The following is an 18,178-nucleotide window of genomic DNA, read 5'->3' as shown; positions in this document are numbered from 1 at the left end:
AAGAAAGGGGGGGAATGATGCGCGCGTTATCCGTAAAAGATTTGATCGACAACGAAAACGATGCATGGGCCGAAGTGAGCGAGATGCTTGAAAAGGGCGGCAATCCCTATGCGATCGTGCCGAACGAACCGGCTGCCGCCGAAGACGCACTGTATCGGCTTCAGGTCAGCACGAGATCGTATTTGGGGTCCGTTGCCTACCGAACAGGGGGAATCTTGTTCGACCACGGCTGGATCAAGCTGCTCGGGGCGGGCGGAGCCGGAATCCACGGCAGCTTGACCTTTTGGAACGGACTGCTAGAGGAAGCCGTGACGGAGCCTCTTGAAAGCGTGCTGCTTGTGGCTTACGATGCTGCAGGCGGTTTTTTCGCACTGGATACCGGGAGGTTCGGGCGTTCCGGCCATGTCTACTATTTTGCGCCGGATACGCTGGAATGGGAGTCAACGGAGCTGGCTTATTCCGGATTTTTAAGCTGGCTCGCCGCAGGGGATTTACGCTTGTTTTACGAAACGTTCCGTTGGGAGGGCTGGCAGGAGGCGGTTCGGCAGCTTGGGGCCGGCCAGGTGTTTGCCTATTATCCGCCGCTGTGGTCGCGGGAAGGAAGCGGGGAAACGAGCAGCAAGACGCCGATTCCCGTAGAAGAAGCTTGGCAGGCTGCAGCGGAGCGCAAATGACATAGACGTTATGACGAGTTTCATAGAATCGGGGGGACAAGCGATGACGGAACGGATTCCATGCCAAAGCGTAGGCTGCAAGGCCACGATATTGCCTGCCACGGCGGCCAAAACGGGCGGATACTGCATGCCCTGCCGTCAGGAACAGCAGCGGAAAGAACGGCAGGCTTACATAGAGAAGCATCGCAAAACGGTGAATCTTTACGAGAACCTGACCGATCCGGTGGATATTCTCAAAATGATGCATACGCCGAAACATAGCGATCCGCTCGTCCAATACGTACCTTATCCGCTCCGCGAGGAAGAAGTCTATGTTTCTTTATCGCCGGAAGACGCCGAAAAAATGCTGGAACATGCACTCGGCCTGTTGAAGGCGGGCGATGAAGAGACGTGCCGCGACATCCTCGCCTCGCTGGTATGCTACAGAAACGAAAATATCGGGAAATGCCTGCCGGTCTTGATGGAGCACGGCATATACGACCCCGAAATATTGTATAAGGATGCCGGGCCCGTTGTCCGCGACAGACTGATTGAGCGGGTGGAATCGGACGATGAACACCGGAATGAAATTTTGCTTGTGCTGGGATGGATTGGCGATGAGCAAGTGGCTGGAAAGTTCCGGTCATGGCGCATGAACCGGCCGGTATGGGCGGAGCGGCTTTACGTCCCGCCCGAAAGCTATTCGCTTTATGCAGGCTGGGAGCTTGACGCTGACGGGAAACGAAGGAACTTGGTTTATGGCCGAAGCTATGCTATACGCCAAACGGGAGAATCCGCGGCACCCGACTCCGTAAAAACCAGTGGCGAATTTCTGAAATTAAGCGGGGCGGATTGCCCATGGTGCGGAGGGAAGTTGACCACGCTGATGAACGTCCGGACTACGCATCCTTCGCTGGCGCATTTAAAACGGTTTTGGGACCGCCTGCAGGTGGATACCTGCATGAATTGCGGCTGTTTTGGCGTGGTTTATATGGATTGCGACAGCAATGGAAAAACGGCATGGAGTACATATAACCGGAAGCCGCGATATTTAGGGGACATTGCTCCGGAAGAAATGAACGACGAGTATCCGAGATGGGGTTCAAACCTGGCATTATCTTGCGAGCCGCGTTCCGCGTATTATTCGTCTATTTGGGGATTATCCCAGGCCGGGTCCCAACTCGGAGGTCACCCAAGCTGGATTCAGGATGCGGAATATCCTTCCTGCCCCTGCTGCGGGCGCAGCATGCTTTTTATCGGCCAACTGGACCTGGCGGAACTGGAGGAGTACGGGGAAGGCATCTATTACATGTTCGTTTGCCCACAGCACAAATTGACGGCGACAACGTATCAGCAAAGTTAGAGGTACCATTTCAGATTCCAAGGAATGACAGGGAGTGTCGGCATGGTAAGAACAAAACGGATGGAGCGGGGAAAAAATGAAGATTTATGCAAAGGTTAAAAAGACGGGAAAACGCAAAGAGCTCATGATGCAGGAAATCGAGCTTTCTGTCGTACCGAATACTCTCCGAGAGCTGATTGCCGCCGTCGTGGAACACAGCCTGCAGTCGTTTAAGGGCCGGCAGTCCGGTAAAAGCCTCATTCCCTATTTGACGGAAGCGGAGATCGGGGAGCGGGCCGAGCTTGGCAAGGTTGGTTTCGGCGCGATTTACGACGATCGGCTGCCGAATGACAAGCGGGCGATCGAGGCTGCGAAGGCCGCTTTTGAAGACGGTCTTTACCGGGTATTCGTGAACGAAACGGAAGCAGAAGACTTGGACAACCCGCTGACGCTGGAGGAAGGCGACCATATCGTATTCATGCGGTTCACCATGCTTGCAGGCGGCATGTGGTAAAAGAGAGGGAGGAGAAACGATGCCAAACAAAAATCCAGATGAAACGTTCTGGGAGGAAATGGAAGATAGGGCCAAAGAGGCCGGAAACGAAGGGAACGAGCTAGCTGTAAATCTCTATCGCCTGTGCCGCGAGCCTCATTTCGATATGGAGAGCAGCGAATACACAGCGGTGCTTCATCACCTGAAAAAACTGAACGATACCCGAGGCCCATCTTTTTTTGCTCCAATTTCGGAAGCCGTTTCGATATTGGCGGGCGGGAAAACCGCGGATATCGTCCAGTACATAGCCGAGCATACGGCCGAGTATCCTTATGCCGTCGGATATTACCGCAGGCCGTATCGTACCAGCAATCTTGAAGTGCATTTCCGCACCCTGATCTTCAAACTAAACCATTTGTTTGCCGCAGAAGCGCTGCGTTTTTCGCTGCGGGATTATTTGACGAAACCGGACTACAAATTTGACCGCATCTATTGGATCAACCGCGTGATCCCGGATTTGATCGCATACGAGCTGGATCAAGGCGACGGATGGGCGGAAGAGGCGCTGAGAGAGATCATTTTCGGCGAAAACCAGACCGCGCTTCTGAAACCCGAGATGATCAAGGGTATTCTGATGAGTCACCGCAAGGAACTTTACGCCATGATCGGCGAGCTTCTGGTCGCCGCCCGTTTGCAGGAAGGATTGCGCCAGGCCGTTGCCGAGCAGATGGATGCGGGCACGCTTGAGGCTAATTTGCATCTGCTGAAGGTCATACTGGACCAGGGACTCATCCGGTACAGCTCCATCGTCCGCGCGCTCGGCACCTGGACAGGCATGGGGCTTAAGACGGCCAATCAGCGCGTGGCGGGCCAACTTCTCGAACAGGCATACAGGGCACTAACCGACGAGAAGCAGCGCGATGAATGGTTGGCTTCCCCGAATGCGAACCAGGTTTATTTGAGCTTGTGGGCGGCAGCCGTTCATGAGGAAGAGGATTTGCCGGAACGAATCAGGCATTTGATGGTTACCGGAGAACGGTATCAAAAAATCGTGGCCCAGTACGTGTTGGCGAACAGCCAAAACGACGCGGTCAAGTTCGCCATTGCCCGGGAATGCCTGGATGAAACCGATCCGGAGCTGCTGTATTGGGTGCTGCGGAACTACGCATACGATTATGCATATGAGTGGCAGGTCGGCGGAATCGAGGACCGTCTTTTGAAAGTCAACCGCACGCCGGTTCTGGAAGACAAAAAAACGCGGACGTTGGAATACGAGCGGTTCAAAGCCATTTTGGAGCGGGTCCCGGTGAAAGAAAAATCCGGCGCATCCGGCGTGCTCGATTTTACCGGTTTCCATTATTCGAGCGACTTGGTTCTGCATAAAATGATGTATTTGGCAGCCTACGATATGGACGAAACATGGATCGCCGAGCTGATCGGCTTTAGCGGGCAAATGGGCCCGGATTTGCGGGGCGATCTCATTAACTATTTTACGGGAAATCCGGAATCGGCAAAGCAGCGTGAATTTATATTTTCATCGTTGACCGATAAAAGCATGACCAACCGCGAAAATGCGCTCCGCCAGGTGAAAAAGCTGACGCTGAACGAGGAAGAGCTGCTTCTAGTCGAAGGTTTGCTGAAGCTGAAAACGGGGTCGCTGCGCCAAAGCGCCATCGCAATTCTTTTGCAACAACCGAACGGATCGCTTGCTTCAAGCCTCGAGCGGCTGCTGAAGTCCAAAGGCGAACTCCAGCGCCTCGCCGGATTGGAACTGCTGACGGAGTTAAAAGAGGATCGGGAACGAACGGAAGCATACGAGTCGCTTCAGCCTTTAGCCGGGGTGATCGCGAGCCCGACGCCCAAAGAGAAGCAGCTTTTGGACAAGCTGCAGCAGCAGCGGGGATATACGGAGGAAGAAGGTTTTGGTCTGTATAACCCGAAGGAAACCGAGGCATGGCTTCTGGAGCGGCCGGACACTTCTTCCTTTAGCCTGGGGCAGCTTTTTTCGCTTTCGGAAGAACGCGCCGGCGCGTTTCTTCGGGGCCTGAACGATCTTGTGCATGAGCACCGCGATACCGAATACGATGTTGTATATTACGGCGGCCAGCGAGATACGAGACTCATCGGGGTCACGTTAAGTCCATTGACGTACGCCCCGCGCCAAGAACCGCTGGATGCCGACGATTTTGCCCGACTAGGCTGGTTGGAGCAGTATCCGCTGGCGGAAACGTGGCGGCGTTATTCCGAGGAAAACGGCTTGACATCAAGCGAGCTGATGGAGCTCTATTACTGTATCTTGCTGAAGGATATCACGAAGACGCTGTATTCGTATTACAGCTACTTTTCCGGCGCATTCGACTACGATCCATTAAGAAAAACTCTGCTGCTGGAAGGCCGGCGGAAGGAGTATCTGGAACAAACCATTCCTCTCGGGCAAATCCTGAAAATCCAGGAAATCATGGCGGGATTGCGCTACAGGGAGCAAGTGGAGACGCTGGTGGCCGCTTATTTCGGCGACAGCGAGCGCAGCGAAACGTACGGGCTTGCCGAATCCGCCTTGCGAAAAACGCTGGAGAGCGATTTCAGGCGGCTGCCGGAACAGGACCGGCCGGTTTTGTATGTCGCCGCAAATCCTTGGTATGCGATCATGCGCAGCCGGGTGCATGACATGGAATCGTTCCGGGCTTTCTTCCGGACGGCATATCAATATGATCTGGCAAGAAAAGAAAACGGAAACGGGGATTATTCGATCCTTCATACAAACCACTTTTTGAGGGCCTATCGCGATGGGCTCATCGGAGAAAACGAGATTTGCAAGGAGCTGTTTGGCCGAAACGTCCGCGGTTATATGCGGGAAATAACCTCGCCGCAGCATGCGATGGTAAACGGAAGCGAAAAGCTGTCCATGCTGCGGGAACGGATCGTTTCGCGACTGCTGGAGATCGAGCTGGGGCGCGGCGACCTAAAAACGGAAGCAAGCGCGTATACGATGTCCTTCCAGCGGATTTACGGCATGGAGCCTTTTGTCCGGATTTTGACGAGCCTGGACGGGGAAACGTTTGTCCGCGGGTACATCTACAGCTATGGTGACCCGACGAAAAAAGAATCGTTCAGCCATCTGCTAAAGGTTTGTTATCCGCGCGAAGGAGAAGACGAAGGCAAGCTGAAGCAGCTCCTTGCCGGAACGGGCATCACGGACAAGCTCCTGCTCGAAGCCGCGATGTACGCGCCTCAATGGATCGAGATCGTCGCCAAATATTTGGGCTGGGAAGGGCTGCGCAGCGCCGCATGGTATTTCCATGCGCATATCAACGAGAGCTTTTCGGCCGAAAAAGAAACGGTCGTCGCCCATTATTCGCCGATCACGCCGCAGGAGTTCAACGATGGGGCTTTTGACGTGAAATGGTTCGAAGAGGCGTATCGAACGCTCGGCGAGGAAAGGTTCCGGCTGCTGTACGACTGCGCCAAATACATTTCGGGCGGAGCCAACCACCGTCGGTCCCAGCTGTTTTCGGACGCTGTGCTCGGGCGGCTGCGGCTGGAGGACATGAAACGCTCCGTCGAGGAAAAGCGGAACAAAGACCATTTGCTGGCTTACAGCCTGATTCCGCTGGGCAGCGACCGTGAGGGAGATTTGCGCGAAAGGTATGATTTCATCCAGCTGTTCCTCAAGCAAAGCCGGAATTTCGGCGCGCAGCGTCGGGCCAGCGAAGGCACCGCGGCCCAAATCGCGCTCGGCAACCTTGCCCGCAGCGCGGGTTACGCCGACGTGATTCGGTTGACTTGGGATATGGAGGCACGCAAGGTCGAAACGTTGGGAAGCCTGTTCGAACCGCAGCCGCTCGATTCCGATACGTACGTGTCGCTTGCCATCGACGAGTTAGGGAAAACCGAGCTTGAAATCACGAGCAAAGGCAAGAAACTGAAATCGGTGCCCGCGAAATTCAAGAAACACGGTTATGTAGAACAGTTGAAGGAAGCGAAAACGGAGCTGACCGACCAGTACCGCCGGGCAAAAAGGGAGCTGGAGCGTTCGATGGAAGAGGAAAGCCGCTTCCGGGCGGGAGAATTGGCGGCGCTTGCGCACAATCCGGTGATCCGGCCGCTGGTTGAAACCCTGGTATTCAAAGCCGGGGATCGGCTAGGATATTTTGCTGTGGGGCAGGATGGCGAATCCCGTCTGGAGCAACCCGGCGGCGAATCCTGTAAGCTTGAGGAAAGCAATGAGCTTACGATCGCCCATCCGGTGGATCTGTATGACAGCGGGCAATGGGGTGTGTATCAGCGCGACTTGTTCGAGCGCGGCATCCGTCAGCCGTTTAAGCAAGTGTTCCGTGAGCTGTATCTTGTGAATGAAGATGAGCGGAAAGAACATGCCGGATCGCGGCGATATGCGGGATACCAGGTGCAGCCGAGCAAAACGGTGGCGCTGCTGCGCGGACGCGGCTGGACGGTCAGTTACGATTCCGGGCTGCAGAAGGTGCATTACCGGGAAAATATCATTGCGACGGTCTATGCAATGGCAGACTGGTTTTCGCCCGCGGACAGCGAAGCGCCGACACTCGAAACGGTCGAGTTTTTGGACCGGAAGACGTATAAACCCGTCGCCGTCGACCGAATCCCGCCGATTTTATTCTCGGAAACGATGCGCGACATCGATTTAGTTGTCAGCACGGCCCATGTGGGAGGGGTCGATCCGGAAGCCAGCTTGACGACCATCGAGCTGCGGAAAGTCATCGTGGAAGAGTCGCTGCGTCTGCTTAAGCTGGACAACGTGAAGCTGGACGGCAACCATGCCCGCATTGCCGGCAAACTCGGCGAATATGCGGTCCATCTGGGCAGCGGCATTGCGTTCAAGCAGGGAAAGGGAGCATTAAACATTATTCCGGTGCATTCCCAGCATCGCGGGCGGTTGTTCCTGCCGTTTCTGGATGAGGATCCGAGAACGGCCGAGGTGTTGTCCAAAGTGGTGCTGCTGGCTGAAGACCATAAAATCAAGGATCCGCAAATCCTGATGCAGCTGTAAAAACGGGACACGGATTTTGAATATCGATAAGAAAACGCTAAAAGCTGTGCCCCGGTTCGGGCACAGCTTTTATTTGCTGAGGATGAATTAGCCGCAGTTTTCCCTTTATCCGATTACTATTTTGTCTCATAAGGCCTTCAGCCGGCTGTTACGCTCGTTGTCTACGGACTCCGGCATCGTCCCGGAGAAGCCAGATATGGTAAACGTACTCAAAGACCCCTGCCAAAACCGCAATCAGCAAAATTTCGGAGAAGCTCAGCGTCCAACCGGTCACATCGGCAATGATCCATAACATGAGAAAGACCAACCCTGCATCCGCGATGGTCGCTACGGTATTTCCGGTAAATGGCAGGATCATCACATCACCCAGCAAATAAGCAACGATGCCTATACCGAGTGCAGCGAGCAGCGCGGAAATCAGCGTGGCGTTCGACAGCACATAAACCAAGGTCGTAATCATTACGCCGTGAACCAGCAGCTTGACAACAAGCTTTGCCATTCATATCAACTCCTTCTGAAAGTTAGGTTATCCAATCGTTGCATATATAACCCGTATTATGGTGTGATTTGCGTATCAACTAAAAAAGCCGCGCATATGAATGCACGGCTTTTTTTCCCATAACTTGAAGTTTATATTCTCTATTTATTTCAGCGGCAGCTGCTTGGACAACCGCTCAAATTCGTCCAAAATCGGATTGAATTTGGAGGTATGGCTTTGGAAATATTTTAGGGCCGCATCGTATTTGCGCTGTTCCGCTTTGGTATCCACAGGGAATATGCTATAGGCGTGGTGAACGGAGCCGCTGCGGTAATCGGCGCTGAACATTTGCCCTTTTTTAAACATGGCTTTCATGTTAACGTTGCTGTTAAGAATGTTCAACGTTTCATTCGGACTTTTGTAGGTGAAGCTGTAATCCGGGTCCGCCAGCGCATGGATCACGTTGTAACCGGTTTGAAGTACGCCGCCGCTGAAGGTGCCGGTTTGAATTTCGTTCCAGCGGACTGATCCGTCTTCCTGGGTTACTTTGTGGGTCAACGTTCCTTGACCGCTCATTTTGTCTTGTTTCCATGTACCGGAGTATACGACTTTATGGTTTTCGCCGTCCTGAACGTACTCGTTAATATATTTTCCCGAGCCTTCGCGTTTGCCGTTGACGAATTCGCCGGAATATTGTTTTCCTTCGCCCCATTGAATGGTTCCGCGTCCGTTCGGAATTCCGTTTTTGACCTCGCCGTAATAAGAGGCTTGATTCGGTAATTTCACCCATTCTTTGGCTGCCTCGGCCTTCGCCGGGATGGAACTTGCAGCGAGGGAAGCGGTTGTCAATGATGCGCACAGCGCCATGGATAAGGATAATGCCGTCAATTTCTTCATGTGTAAAGCACCCTTTCAAGGATAAGAATGATGTATGCCTGATAGTCGCGGGATCGTCTTGCATGATGATGAGACGGAACGATCCCGGCGACTCATTTTATATACGCATTTCGAGCGTGGGAAGTTGCCGGTCAAGTTGGAATTTTTCAGCAAATTTCAGCAATGAGGGTAACGGGTATGAAAGCTTACAATCGTCTTTTCTAATCTTTTATGAAAGTAAACGGACGTTTTCGTTCTCTATGCTCTCGCGTCGCAACACCCGAATTCCGAAATCCCGCCCAAACTGCGGCGAAAGAATGCCCCAAAGCGCGCCTATAGCGGCGTCGATCTTTTCCATGTTTACCGAATCCCCTACGTCGACCGGATCAAGGCTGATTTCCTGCATTAATTGGGCGACGGTCTCGTTGGCTTCGGAATGCATTCCGCTCAGAAATGCGGTCGCGTTTATCTGCCCAAATTGAGGATTCGCGATCACTTCCCACGGCAGCGTGTGAAAAGCCCTTACAACGCGCGCGTTTTGGGCAAGCCGAAGCACCTCCGCATCCGCTGATTTTCCGTCAAAGCGGTTCGTGCAGTTGATGAGAATTTTGCCGCTTAGATCGCCAGCCGTGCTTAGGATCCGTTCGGCTTCGTCAAACATAACGGCCAGCAAAATAACATCGCCGAAAGCAATCGCTTCCTGCACCGTTCCCGCCTGAGCCTTTGATCCAGCGGCTTGAAGCAGTGTTCGAATGCGGTCGCTGTGGGGCTCGCGTGATCCGAACATCACTTCATGACCGGCTTCGGCCCATCGTTTTCCTAACGTCCCGCCCATATTCCCTGTACCAATCGATGCGATTTTCATTTGAAAGACTCCTTTTCCATGACTGTTTTTGGTTCTTCATTCAGTATTTCGTTATAATACTCCAAATTCGCTTTGGTACGGTCGATGATGGTTTTCAACTCCTGATATTGGCGCTCCATGTTTTCCAGATGCTTGGAAAGAATATCTCTGCGGCTTAATATTTTCCGAAGATCCTCATCGGTTAACACATTGGAAGAACTCTTATAACATTCGCCATTCTGAATAAATTCCTTCAAATCTTCCAGGGATAATCCGGTTTTCTTCAGACAGTGGATCGACGTCAACTGCTTGACGTCATCATCACTGTATTGCCGTACATCGCCCGGCCCCCTACTGGGAGAGTTCAACAAGCCGATCTTTTCGTAATATCGCAGCGTATCAGGGCTAAAGCCCGTAACTTCGGCAGCTTGCCGGATCGTATACACCAAATGGGTCGCCTCCTTTATCCGTATTTTAATCGCTGGAGTTAACTCCAAGTCAACAGCTGAGAACAAAAAAAGAAAGATTGAACAGGTGCTCCAAGACCTCTATTCCATAAACAATCAAATTCACTCTTGAATCTGACGTAACGTTAGGTTGTATGATGGTACGAAAGAAGAAAGGAGCACCAGAGATGAAAGCGACAATTGCAAAATTGATGACTACGGACAAACAAGCCAGAATTTTGTATCTGGACAACACGTTCATGATGCGCGAGCTGATCGGCGAGCGTCCCATACATCCCGTATGCGCGGAAGCGTTGGCTGCGAGTTTTACGCTATCGAGTCTGGTTTGCGGTTTACTGAAGGATGGTCAGCGGTTAAGCATCCGCATCGACACGTCGGTGCCTTCCGCATATATTCATTGCGATGTTGATTCGGAGGGCAATGTCAGGGGTTACGCCAGCGATACATTCATCAAGCAAAAACCCGTGACGATCCCGGAACTGATCGGGGACAAAGGCGTGATCCGGATCACGAAAGATATCGGAATGGGGGCGATGTATACCAGTGCCGTCGATATGCCGCACGCCAACATTACGGACGATTTCTCCCATTTTTTCTTGCAAAGCGAACAGGTGGAAACTTTTTTTCGTTATGATTATGGCACGGACAAAAACGGTAACGTCGCTTTTAGCCGCGGCATGCTGTTTCAACTGCTGCCGTTTGCAGGAAACGGGTTGTTCGAAAAGTGGGCAAGTCGGATGGATGAAAGCCGGGAGAAATTCAAGGCTGCGTCCTTGCCAATGGACCCACAGACATTAAAAACGTTGTTCCCGGACGCCGATGTCATGGAATTTGGCACCGTGCGGCTTTTTTGCGGATGTTCCAAAGATGCTTTGATCGGCTTGCTGTTCGGATTGGGCATGGAAGAATTGAATCAGGCGATCGACAAGAACCAGGAAATCGAGATCGGATGCAGCACCTGCGGCAAAACATACGTATATAACAGCAGGGACTTGCTTGCTCTCATGGGGAAAGGATAAGATGCGCAATGGAACAAGAGTACATGAAAATCGGCGATTTGGCTAAAATGGTCGGCGTTTCGGTCCGAACGCTGCATCACTACCATCAGATTGGGGTGCTGATTCCCGGCCATATGACGGAAGGCGGACACCGGTTATACGACGAAGAAGACCTCAAGAAGTTATACCACATTATAGCGCTAAAAGATTTCGGATTCAGTCTCGAAGAGATTCGGGACCTGATGCATTCGGTTTCCGTGAACCCGCTGTTTTTGATTGATTTGCAATTGAAAAAGGCGACGAAAATGCTGCAATGGCAGCAAAAGCTTTGCGATTCGCTGAAAGAAGTCCAAACCATGCTGCGCGCGCAAAAATCCCCGTCCGTAAGCGATCTTGTCGAAATTGTCGTCATGATGCAGATGAACACGAGGTTTTATCTAACGGATGAACAAATCGCGCAAATCAAAGAAGTTTATCGATCGATTCCGCCCGAAGAGGAACGGGATTTAAAGGAAGGGTGGCGGAGCTTCATATCCCGGTTGGAGAAATGCCGAAGCAACAAGCTGCCGGTAGAAGATCCCGAAGTAAAAGCGCTGGCGGACTACTGGCAACGTTTTGTGAAAACCGTAACCGGCAATGATCCGGATATCATTAATGCCGCATATACGTTCCATGCCGATCATGCCGGAAGCAAACAAAATGTTCTTCAATACGGGCTAACCCCGGAGTTGTTTCAATATTTACAGCGGGCAATGCAAGCAATTGACGCGAATGAAAAAGGGGAAGGCAGGGCCGACGTGATCTGCGGCATGTCTAACGATGAAGACGGCGATCAGAAGTTAACAAATGAATAAGCCGAACTGGAGGAGCCGAAATCGGCTTCCTTTTTATGTTCCAAAATATAATCGCTTAAACCTTTATTAACACCAAATTAACAGCCTCCCCCTTATAATGGGCATAAATCGGGAGGGATCGCCAGTGGCCAACATTCTATTCAATCAGGTTTACAAGCGATATGGAAAATACAAAGAGATTGCTGTAAGCGATTTCAATTTGAACGTGGAGGATACGGAATTCATCGTCCTGGTGGGTCCGTCCGGCTGCGGAAAGTCCACGACGCTGCGCATGCTGGCGGGTTTGGAAGACGTATCCGACGGCGAGATTTATATCGGCGACAAGCTGGTCAACGATATTCCCCCAAAGGACAGGGATATCTCCATGGTTTTTCAAAACTATGCGCTGTATCCGAATATGAGCGTGTATGAGAACATCGCCTTCGGCCTTCGCTTGCGGAAGCTGCCTAAACATGAAATCGACCTTGCCGTGAAGAGGGCGGCCCGCGTGCTTGAAATCGAAAATTTTTTGAATCGGAAGCCGAGGGAACTGTCCGGCGGACAGCGTCAACGGGTGGCGTTAGGCCGGGCCATCGTACGGACGCCGCAAGTGTTTCTCATGGATGAGCCGCTTTCGAATTTGGATGCCAAACTGCGCGTGCAGATGCGCTCGGAGATCATCAATTTGCACCGCAAAATCGAAGTGACGACGATTTACGTTACCCATGACCAGATCGAGGCGATGACGATGGGGGATCGGGTGGTCGTTATGAACCGGGGAATTATCCAGCAAGTCGATTCGCCGGAAGTGATCTATAACAAACCCGTGAATATGTTCGTGGCCAACTTTATCGGGAATCCGCCGATGAATTTCATCAAAGGCAAGCTCCAGGAGCGGGACGGGGAATTGCAGTTTTATACGAACCGCTTTGACTTGACCGTACCGCCTGCGCAAGCCGGCACATTGCGGTCGCTCCATATGGCAGACCGGGAGATTATCCTGGGGATACGCCCCGAGCATATCAGCTTTGAACCGCACCGGATCGAGGCTTCCTCGAAATCCCTGGTTACAGGTGTCCTGCAGTTCAATGAATTCGTCGGCTCCGACCGTTATTACCATATTGACATCAAGCAGGATCGCCGGCTCGTCATCCGCGCGAACGAGGGCATCCGCTGCGATGACGGGAGTTTGGTTACCGCGGCGGTCAATATGGATAAGGCTTTGTTTTTCCACAAAGATACCGAAATGCTCCTGACGAAATAAGGGGGTGCAGACGTGAAACACAGCATGCATAAGTGGAGAAAACGCTCCATCATCGTCGGTTTGCTGCTGGCGGCAGCCATCAGCCTCATCAAGCCGCAACCTTTCGGTCATCAGCCTTCTGCATATGCCGAACCGACCGGATCCCAGCAAAAAAAGGAAGCATCAGACGTCGAGCAAGCAGGCCAAGAGGGGGCGATCGAACCCTATTATTTGGAACGGCTTCAAGCATGGCAAAAAGCGGGCATATCGAAGGGAACATCCGAGCAAACGCTGCGTGCGTCGGCGTTCACCGCCAAATCCGACGATGCCGGCCTTAAAGTCGAAACGTTCGAAGGGAAACCCGAATCGCTTGTCTGGTCGGGCCAGCGCGGATGGGTGGAGTACGAAGTCGATGTGGCCCGGGAAGGGCTGTATGAGATTTGGGCCGATTATTACCCGCTGTCCGTGAACGACGGAGGCAATCGCCAACCCGTGCTGCTTTCGGTGTTCGTCAACGGGGAATACCCGTTCAACGAGGCGAGATCCATCGTACTGGAGCGTTACTACCGGGACGTTGAGCGAGAACGGTACGACGAATCTGGAAATCAGCTGCGCGCCCAGGTCGAAGAAGTCCCCGGCTGGAAAAAGACGGCTTTCCGGGAATCGAACGGAGCGTACGCCCTTCCCCTCCAGTGGCATTTGAAACAGGGGAAAAACACGATCCGCCTGCAAGTGCTGCAGCAGCCCGTCGCGCTGCACGAAATGACGATCAAACCTGCCGAAGAATTGCCAGCGTATGCGGAAGTCAAGTCGACATATCCGGCGGATGCGGTTCGCGTTGGCACTCCGGTCGTCATCGAGGCGGAGCATTACGATCAGAAAAACTCGACATCCATTCAAAACGTGTATGACCGCGATCCCGCGTCGCATCCCAAATCGATCGGCTCCATCGCCTACAACACGTTGGGAGGCTCAAGGTGGATGGAGGGCGGACAATCGGTCGACTGGACGATCGACGTGCCGGAGACCGGGCTGTATAAACTGGCGATGCGGGTCAATCAGAACGGCATGAAAAACATGGCGGTTTTCCGCAGTTTATATATCGACGGCAGCATTCCTTTCCAGGAAATGAAAAACGTTCAATTCCCTTATGATTCGGATTGGAAAGGAATGACGCTCGCGGACTCGGAAGGCAAACCGTTTGCTTTTTACCTAACCAAAGGCAAACACACCTTGTCCATGGAAGCCCATTACGAGCCTTATATGCCCATGATGATCGAGATGGACCATATATCCAAAGAGCTGCGGTCCATTTTGCTGGAGCTTCGGATGGCCACCGGCAACCGGGAAGACAAATACAGGGTTTGGAACGTCGAAAAGGATATTCCGGGGTTAATCGAACGGCTGGAACGGATCCGCGAACAATTCGTTTCCTTGCAAAACCAAATGAAGGGCATCAACCCGAAAACAGATAACGTGGCGCAAATGCTGAAAAACGGGGCCGCCGATCTGAAAAGCATCCTGAATAGACCGAACCAAATTCCTTATGCGAAGGAGCGCATCGCTTCGGTGCAGGAATCGCTCGAATCGAACCGATCCCTTCTGATGGATAGCCCGCTGCAGCTGGACCAGTTGTTCCTTGCCCCTCTGGACGAACAATTGCCGGGCATGACGTCTAATTTTTGGCAAAAAACGGGCGGTATGTTCCAATCCTTATTTTATTCTTTTGGAAAAGGTTCGACGACGAAAGCCCAAGACGAAAATGTGCTCGAAGTTTGGATGGTTTGGGGACGGGACTACGTGGACGAACTGCAGCGCCTGGTCAATGACCGGTTCACGCCGGAGACGGGGATCAAGGTACATATCAACATGATCCAGAATCCGCAAATGCTCACGCTTGCCAATGCGTCCGGCATGATGCCCGACGTCGCTTTGGGGGTCCCGGCCAACGTTCCGTTCGATATGGCGCTGCGCAATGCGGCGCTTGATTTAAGCAAGCTTCCCGGCGCGGATGAGTTTTTCTCTTCGTTTAATCCGGGCATGCTGCAGCCGCTGTATTATGACGGCGGTTATTACGGGGTGCCGGAAACGGTAAGGTTCAAAGTTTTGTTTTACCGAAAAGACATTCTGGATCAGTTGGGCTTGAAGGTGCCGGATACGTGGGACGACGTTTACACGGCCCTGCCGACGCTGCTGCAAAATCATTACAACTTCTACATGGACCCCGTGGATTATACGCCGATTCTGTTCCAGAACAACGTCAATCTTTATACGGCGAACGGCTTAAAAACCGGGCTGGATACGCCGGATGCGTTCAAATCGTACAAAATGTGGACGGATTTCTACAACGTTCAAGGGCTGGAGCGCGTCGTGCAGAGCTTCTACAACCAGTTCCGGCGCGGGGACATTCCGATCGGCATTTCCGATTTTAATATGTACATCCAGCTGCTCGTGGCTGCGCCGGAAATCGCCAACGATTGGGCGATCGCCCCGATTCCGGGGACGAAGCGGGAAGACGGTAGCGTGGTGCGCTGGTCAGGGGGCGCCAATCCGACCAACGCCATGCTGTTCAAGAGCACCGTGCCTGAAAAGCAGCAGGATGCCTGGAAATTCCTCCAGTGGTATATGTCTGCCGAGGTTCAAACGGAGTTTGGGCTCAATCTAGAGCAGTATTACGGTGAAACGTTCCGCTGGAATACGGCCAATGTGCGGGCTTTCGCGCAAATGCCGTGGAAGCCGCAGGACTTGAACGTCATTCTGGAGCAGTGGCAGTGGACCAAGGAAGTTCCTCAAGTCCCGGGCGGGTATATGACCGACCGCGAGATCGGGTTCGCCTGGAACCGGACGGTCGTGGACGCGGAAAATCCCCGCATTTCGCTCGAAAAAGCGATCAAGGAAATCAACCGCGAGCTCGCGCGGAAGCAGCAGGAGTTCGGGATCGCGGGGCCGAACGGCGAAGCGCTGAAGTCGCTGGATCTTCCGCATATGGATAAACCATGGGAAGGAGTGGATCAGCTTGTCGAATGAAGCGACCCGGGTCGTCCGGCAGCCGGCGGCGGCGCGAAACCCGAAGCTGAAGGGTCAGCTCGGCCGGATGCTGCAGGACAAGATGAGAGAAATATGGAAGTTCCGGCTTTCCTATCTCTTTATCGCGCCATTCCTCATCGTGTTCAGTTTATTTATTATCATTCCGGTTATTACGGGAGTCGCCCTCAGTTTTACGTATTTCAACTCGATCGAGTTCCCGAAGTGGGCCGGGTGGATGAATTATCAAAATTTATTTTCGCAGGACGTCATTTTCCTGCAGCACGTCATCCCGAATTCCTTCAAGTTTGCCTTATTCGTAGGGCCGATCGGATATATTCTGGCTTTTGTCCTCGCGTGGCTGATCGCCCAGCTTCCGGGCACCCTTCGCGTTTGGTACGCGCTTGCGATGTACGCGCCTTCCCTGACGGGCGGGATTGCGATGGTCGTCGTATGGCAGGTTATGTTTACGGGGGATCGTACCGGTTATATCAACAGCTTCCTGCTGAAATGGGGGTTTATCGATCAGCCCGTGCTGTTAACGATCGATAAGGACTACCTGCTGGGCATCATGATCGTCGTGTCGATCTGGTCCAGCATGGGTCTGGGATTCCTCGCCATTCTGGCGGGCATTCTGAACGTCGACCGCACGCTGTACGAAGCGGGGAGGATCGACGGCATTTCCAGCCGCTTGCAGGAAATCTGGTACATTACCGTTCCGATGATGAAACCGCAGATGTTGTTTGCCGCGGTCATGGCGATCGTCGGGACGTTAAAATCCGGCGGCATCGGAACGCAGCTGTCCGGGATGAACCCGACGCCGGATTATTCGGGACAGCTATTCATGAATCATATCGAGGATTTCGGCTTTACGAGGCTTGAGCTGGGTTACGCGAGCGCCATCTCGATCGTTCTGCTCATTTTAACCGTCCTTCTAAGCCGATTCCTGTGGATGCTGCTTGGGCCGAAGGAGGATGAATAGCATGACGCTGCTGAAAAAAATGCGGCAATCCATGGCCAGATCATGGTCTTTGTACCGGAGCGATTTCCGCAGCATGGACAAAACGCAAATCTTTTTGCTTGTTCTGCTGACGCTTCTTGCCGTATTTATGCTTCTGCCCCTCGTTTTTATTTTCAACCATGCGTTCAAGCCGCTGCACGAGCTGTTTCTGTTTCCGCCGACGTTTTTCGTCCGCGAGCCGACGACGCAGAACTTTGCCGACCTGCTTCACGCGACGCAGGACACGTTTCTCCCGGTGACCCGGTTTATTTTCAACAGCATCGTGGTCACGTTGCTTTCAACGGTCGGCATGGTCATCCTGGGAGCCTTGTGCGCCTATCCGCTGGCAAAACATCCGTTCCCGGGGCGGAAGTTCGTATTCGGCGTCATTCTGCTGTCGATCATGATCTCCGTGGAAACGATGGGCATTCCGCGTTATATCGTCGTCAAGTCCTTGGGGATCATGAACACCTATTGGGGGCATGTGCTGCCGATCCTTGCATTGCCCGTCGGCGTGTTTTTGCTGAAGCAGTTTATGGATCAAGTGCCGGATGAGCTGCTGGAAGCGGCGAAGCTTGACGGAGCAACCGAGTGGCAGCTGCTCGTCCGGATGATCCTGCCGATCGTCACGCCGGCGATGGCGACGATTACGATCTTGTCGTTTCAAACCGCATGGAGCAATTCGGAAACTTCCGCGCTTTTTATGCAGGACGACGCGATGAAGACGCTGCCGTTTTACGTGGAATCGCTTACATCCAATCTGGCGAATACGGTAGCGCGCCAAGGAGTCGCAGCCGCGGCATCATTGATCATTTTTATGCCGAACCTGATCATCTTCCTGCTGTCGCAGCGGAAAGTCATTCAGACGATGGCCCATTCGGGCATCAAGTAGGGTAACGGA

Annotated in this window: 14 protein-coding genes; 10 read left to right on the top strand and 4 right to left on the bottom strand. The window is 52.8% G+C overall.

Features of this window, described 5'->3' with window-relative positions; genetic code table 11:
• Window positions 1-17: 17 nt before the first annotated feature.
• From RJP21_RS15680 to RJP21_RS15665, 4 genes are all read left to right on the top strand, one after another.
• Window positions 18-674, top strand: a complete 657-nt coding sequence (locus RJP21_RS15680) for a DUF2625 family protein (protein WP_310860274.1) — start codon at window positions 18-20, stop codon at window positions 672-674.
• A gap of 43 nt (window positions 675-717) precedes the next feature.
• Window positions 718-2,016 carry a DUF1963 domain-containing protein gene (locus RJP21_RS15675; protein ID WP_310860091.1) on the top strand — a complete coding sequence of 433 codons (1,299 nt, stop codon included), beginning with the start codon at window positions 718-720 and terminating at the stop codon, window positions 2,014-2,016.
• A gap of 76 nt (window positions 2,017-2,092) precedes the next feature.
• Complete coding sequence (locus RJP21_RS15670) at window positions 2,093-2,509, top strand: hypothetical protein (RefSeq protein WP_310860090.1); 417 nt, start codon at window positions 2,093-2,095, stop codon at window positions 2,507-2,509.
• Window positions 2,510-2,528: 19 nt separating this feature from the next.
• On the top strand, window positions 2,529-7,514 hold the full coding sequence (locus tag RJP21_RS15665) for a DUF4132 domain-containing protein (RefSeq protein ID WP_310860089.1): 4,986 nt from the start codon (window positions 2,529-2,531) through the stop codon (window positions 7,512-7,514).
• Window positions 7,515-7,662: 148 nt separating this feature from the next.
• Here the strand turns inward: RJP21_RS15665 and RJP21_RS15660 are convergent, their stop codons facing one another.
• The 4 genes from RJP21_RS15660 to RJP21_RS15645 all read right to left on the bottom strand — a co-directional run bounded on the left by RJP21_RS15660 (window position 7,663) and on the right by RJP21_RS15645 (window position 10,158).
• Window positions 7,663-8,013 carry a DUF2512 family protein gene (locus RJP21_RS15660; protein WP_310860088.1) on the bottom strand — a complete coding sequence of 117 codons (351 nt, stop codon included), beginning with the start codon at window positions 8,011-8,013 and terminating at the stop codon, window positions 7,663-7,665.
• Window positions 8,014-8,157: 144 nt separating this feature from the next.
• Complete coding sequence (locus RJP21_RS15655; protein WP_310860087.1) at window positions 8,158-8,889, bottom strand: MORN repeat-containing protein; 732 nt, start codon at window positions 8,887-8,889, stop codon at window positions 8,158-8,160.
• A gap of 208 nt (window positions 8,890-9,097) precedes the next feature.
• Complete coding sequence (locus tag RJP21_RS15650) at window positions 9,098-9,733, bottom strand: NADPH-dependent F420 reductase (RefSeq protein ID WP_310860086.1); 636 nt, start codon at window positions 9,731-9,733, stop codon at window positions 9,098-9,100.
• On the bottom strand, window positions 9,730-10,158 hold the full coding sequence (locus RJP21_RS15645; protein WP_310860273.1) for a MerR family transcriptional regulator: 429 nt from the start codon (window positions 10,156-10,158) through the stop codon (window positions 9,730-9,732). Before RJP21_RS15645 ends, RJP21_RS15650 begins: the two co-directional genes overlap by 4 nt.
• Window positions 10,159-10,346: 188 nt before the next feature.
• Here RJP21_RS15645 and RJP21_RS15640 point away from each other — a divergent pair, with 188 nt between their 5' ends.
• The 6 genes from RJP21_RS15640 to RJP21_RS15615 all read left to right on the top strand — a co-directional run bounded on the left by RJP21_RS15640 (window position 10,347) and on the right by RJP21_RS15615 (window position 18,169).
• Window positions 10,347-11,198, top strand: a complete 852-nt coding sequence (locus tag RJP21_RS15640) for an Hsp33 family molecular chaperone HslO (protein ID WP_310860085.1) — start codon at window positions 10,347-10,349, stop codon at window positions 11,196-11,198.
• 8 nt (window positions 11,199-11,206) lie between these two features.
• Window positions 11,207-12,031 carry a MerR family transcriptional regulator gene (locus RJP21_RS15635; RefSeq protein WP_310860084.1) on the top strand — a complete coding sequence of 275 codons (825 nt, stop codon included), beginning with the start codon at window positions 11,207-11,209 and terminating at the stop codon, window positions 12,029-12,031.
• A 124-nt stretch (window positions 12,032-12,155) separates the two neighbouring features.
• Window positions 12,156-13,274 carry an ABC transporter ATP-binding protein gene (locus tag RJP21_RS15630; RefSeq protein WP_310860083.1) on the top strand — a complete coding sequence of 373 codons (1,119 nt, stop codon included), beginning with the start codon at window positions 12,156-12,158 and terminating at the stop codon, window positions 13,272-13,274.
• A gap of 12 nt (window positions 13,275-13,286) precedes the next feature.
• Window positions 13,287-16,280 carry an extracellular solute-binding protein gene (locus tag RJP21_RS15625; RefSeq protein WP_310860082.1) on the top strand — a complete coding sequence of 998 codons (2,994 nt, stop codon included), beginning with the start codon at window positions 13,287-13,289 and terminating at the stop codon, window positions 16,278-16,280.
• Between the two features lie 67 nt (window positions 16,281-16,347).
• Complete coding sequence (locus RJP21_RS15620; RefSeq protein WP_373309160.1) at window positions 16,348-17,259, top strand: carbohydrate ABC transporter permease; 912 nt, start codon at window positions 16,348-16,350, stop codon at window positions 17,257-17,259.
• 1 nt (window position 17,260) lies between these two features.
• Complete coding sequence (locus RJP21_RS15615) at window positions 17,261-18,169, top strand: carbohydrate ABC transporter permease (RefSeq protein ID WP_310860081.1); 909 nt, start codon at window positions 17,261-17,263, stop codon at window positions 18,167-18,169.
• Window positions 18,170-18,178: the final 9 nt, after the last annotated feature.

The sequence above is a fragment of the Paenibacillus sp. VCA1 genome, assembly GCF_031583795.1.
GTDB lineage: Bacteria > Bacillota > Bacilli > Paenibacillales > Paenibacillaceae > Paenibacillus_AQ > Paenibacillus_AQ albilobatus.
Note: the sequence above shows the minus strand (reverse complement) of the source record. Positions and strands in the feature narration are given on the sequence as shown.

Bases quoted from the DNA above. Each gene is read 5' to 3' on its own strand.
- RJP21_RS15680 (WP_310860274.1), top strand. From the start codon at position 18: ATGCGCGCGTTATCCGTAAAAGATTTGATCGACAACGAAAACGATGCA.
- RJP21_RS15675 (WP_310860091.1), top strand. From the start codon at position 718: ATGACGGAACGGATTCCATGCCAAAGCGTAGGCTGCAAGGCCACGATA.
- RJP21_RS15670 (WP_310860090.1), top strand. From the start codon at position 2,093: ATGAAGATTTATGCAAAGGTTAAAAAGACGGGAAAACGCAAAGAGCTC.
- RJP21_RS15665 (WP_310860089.1), top strand. From the start codon at position 2,529: ATGCCAAACAAAAATCCAGATGAAACGTTCTGGGAGGAAATGGAAGAT.
- RJP21_RS15660 (WP_310860088.1), bottom strand. From the start codon at position 8,013: ATGGCAAAGCTTGTTGTCAAGCTGCTGGTTCACGGCGTAATGATTACG.
- RJP21_RS15655 (WP_310860087.1), bottom strand. From the start codon at position 8,889: ATGAAGAAATTGACGGCATTATCCTTATCCATGGCGCTGTGCGCATCA.
- RJP21_RS15650 (WP_310860086.1), bottom strand. From the start codon at position 9,733: ATGAAAATCGCATCGATTGGTACAGGGAATATGGGCGGGACGTTAGGA.
- RJP21_RS15640 (WP_310860085.1), top strand. From the start codon at position 10,347: ATGAAAGCGACAATTGCAAAATTGATGACTACGGACAAACAAGCCAGA.
- RJP21_RS15635 (WP_310860084.1), top strand. From the start codon at position 11,207: ATGGAACAAGAGTACATGAAAATCGGCGATTTGGCTAAAATGGTCGGC.
- RJP21_RS15620 (WP_373309160.1), top strand. From the start codon at position 16,348: ATGCTGCAGGACAAGATGAGAGAAATATGGAAGTTCCGGCTTTCCTAT.
- RJP21_RS15615 (WP_310860081.1), top strand. From the start codon at position 17,261: ATGACGCTGCTGAAAAAAATGCGGCAATCCATGGCCAGATCATGGTCT.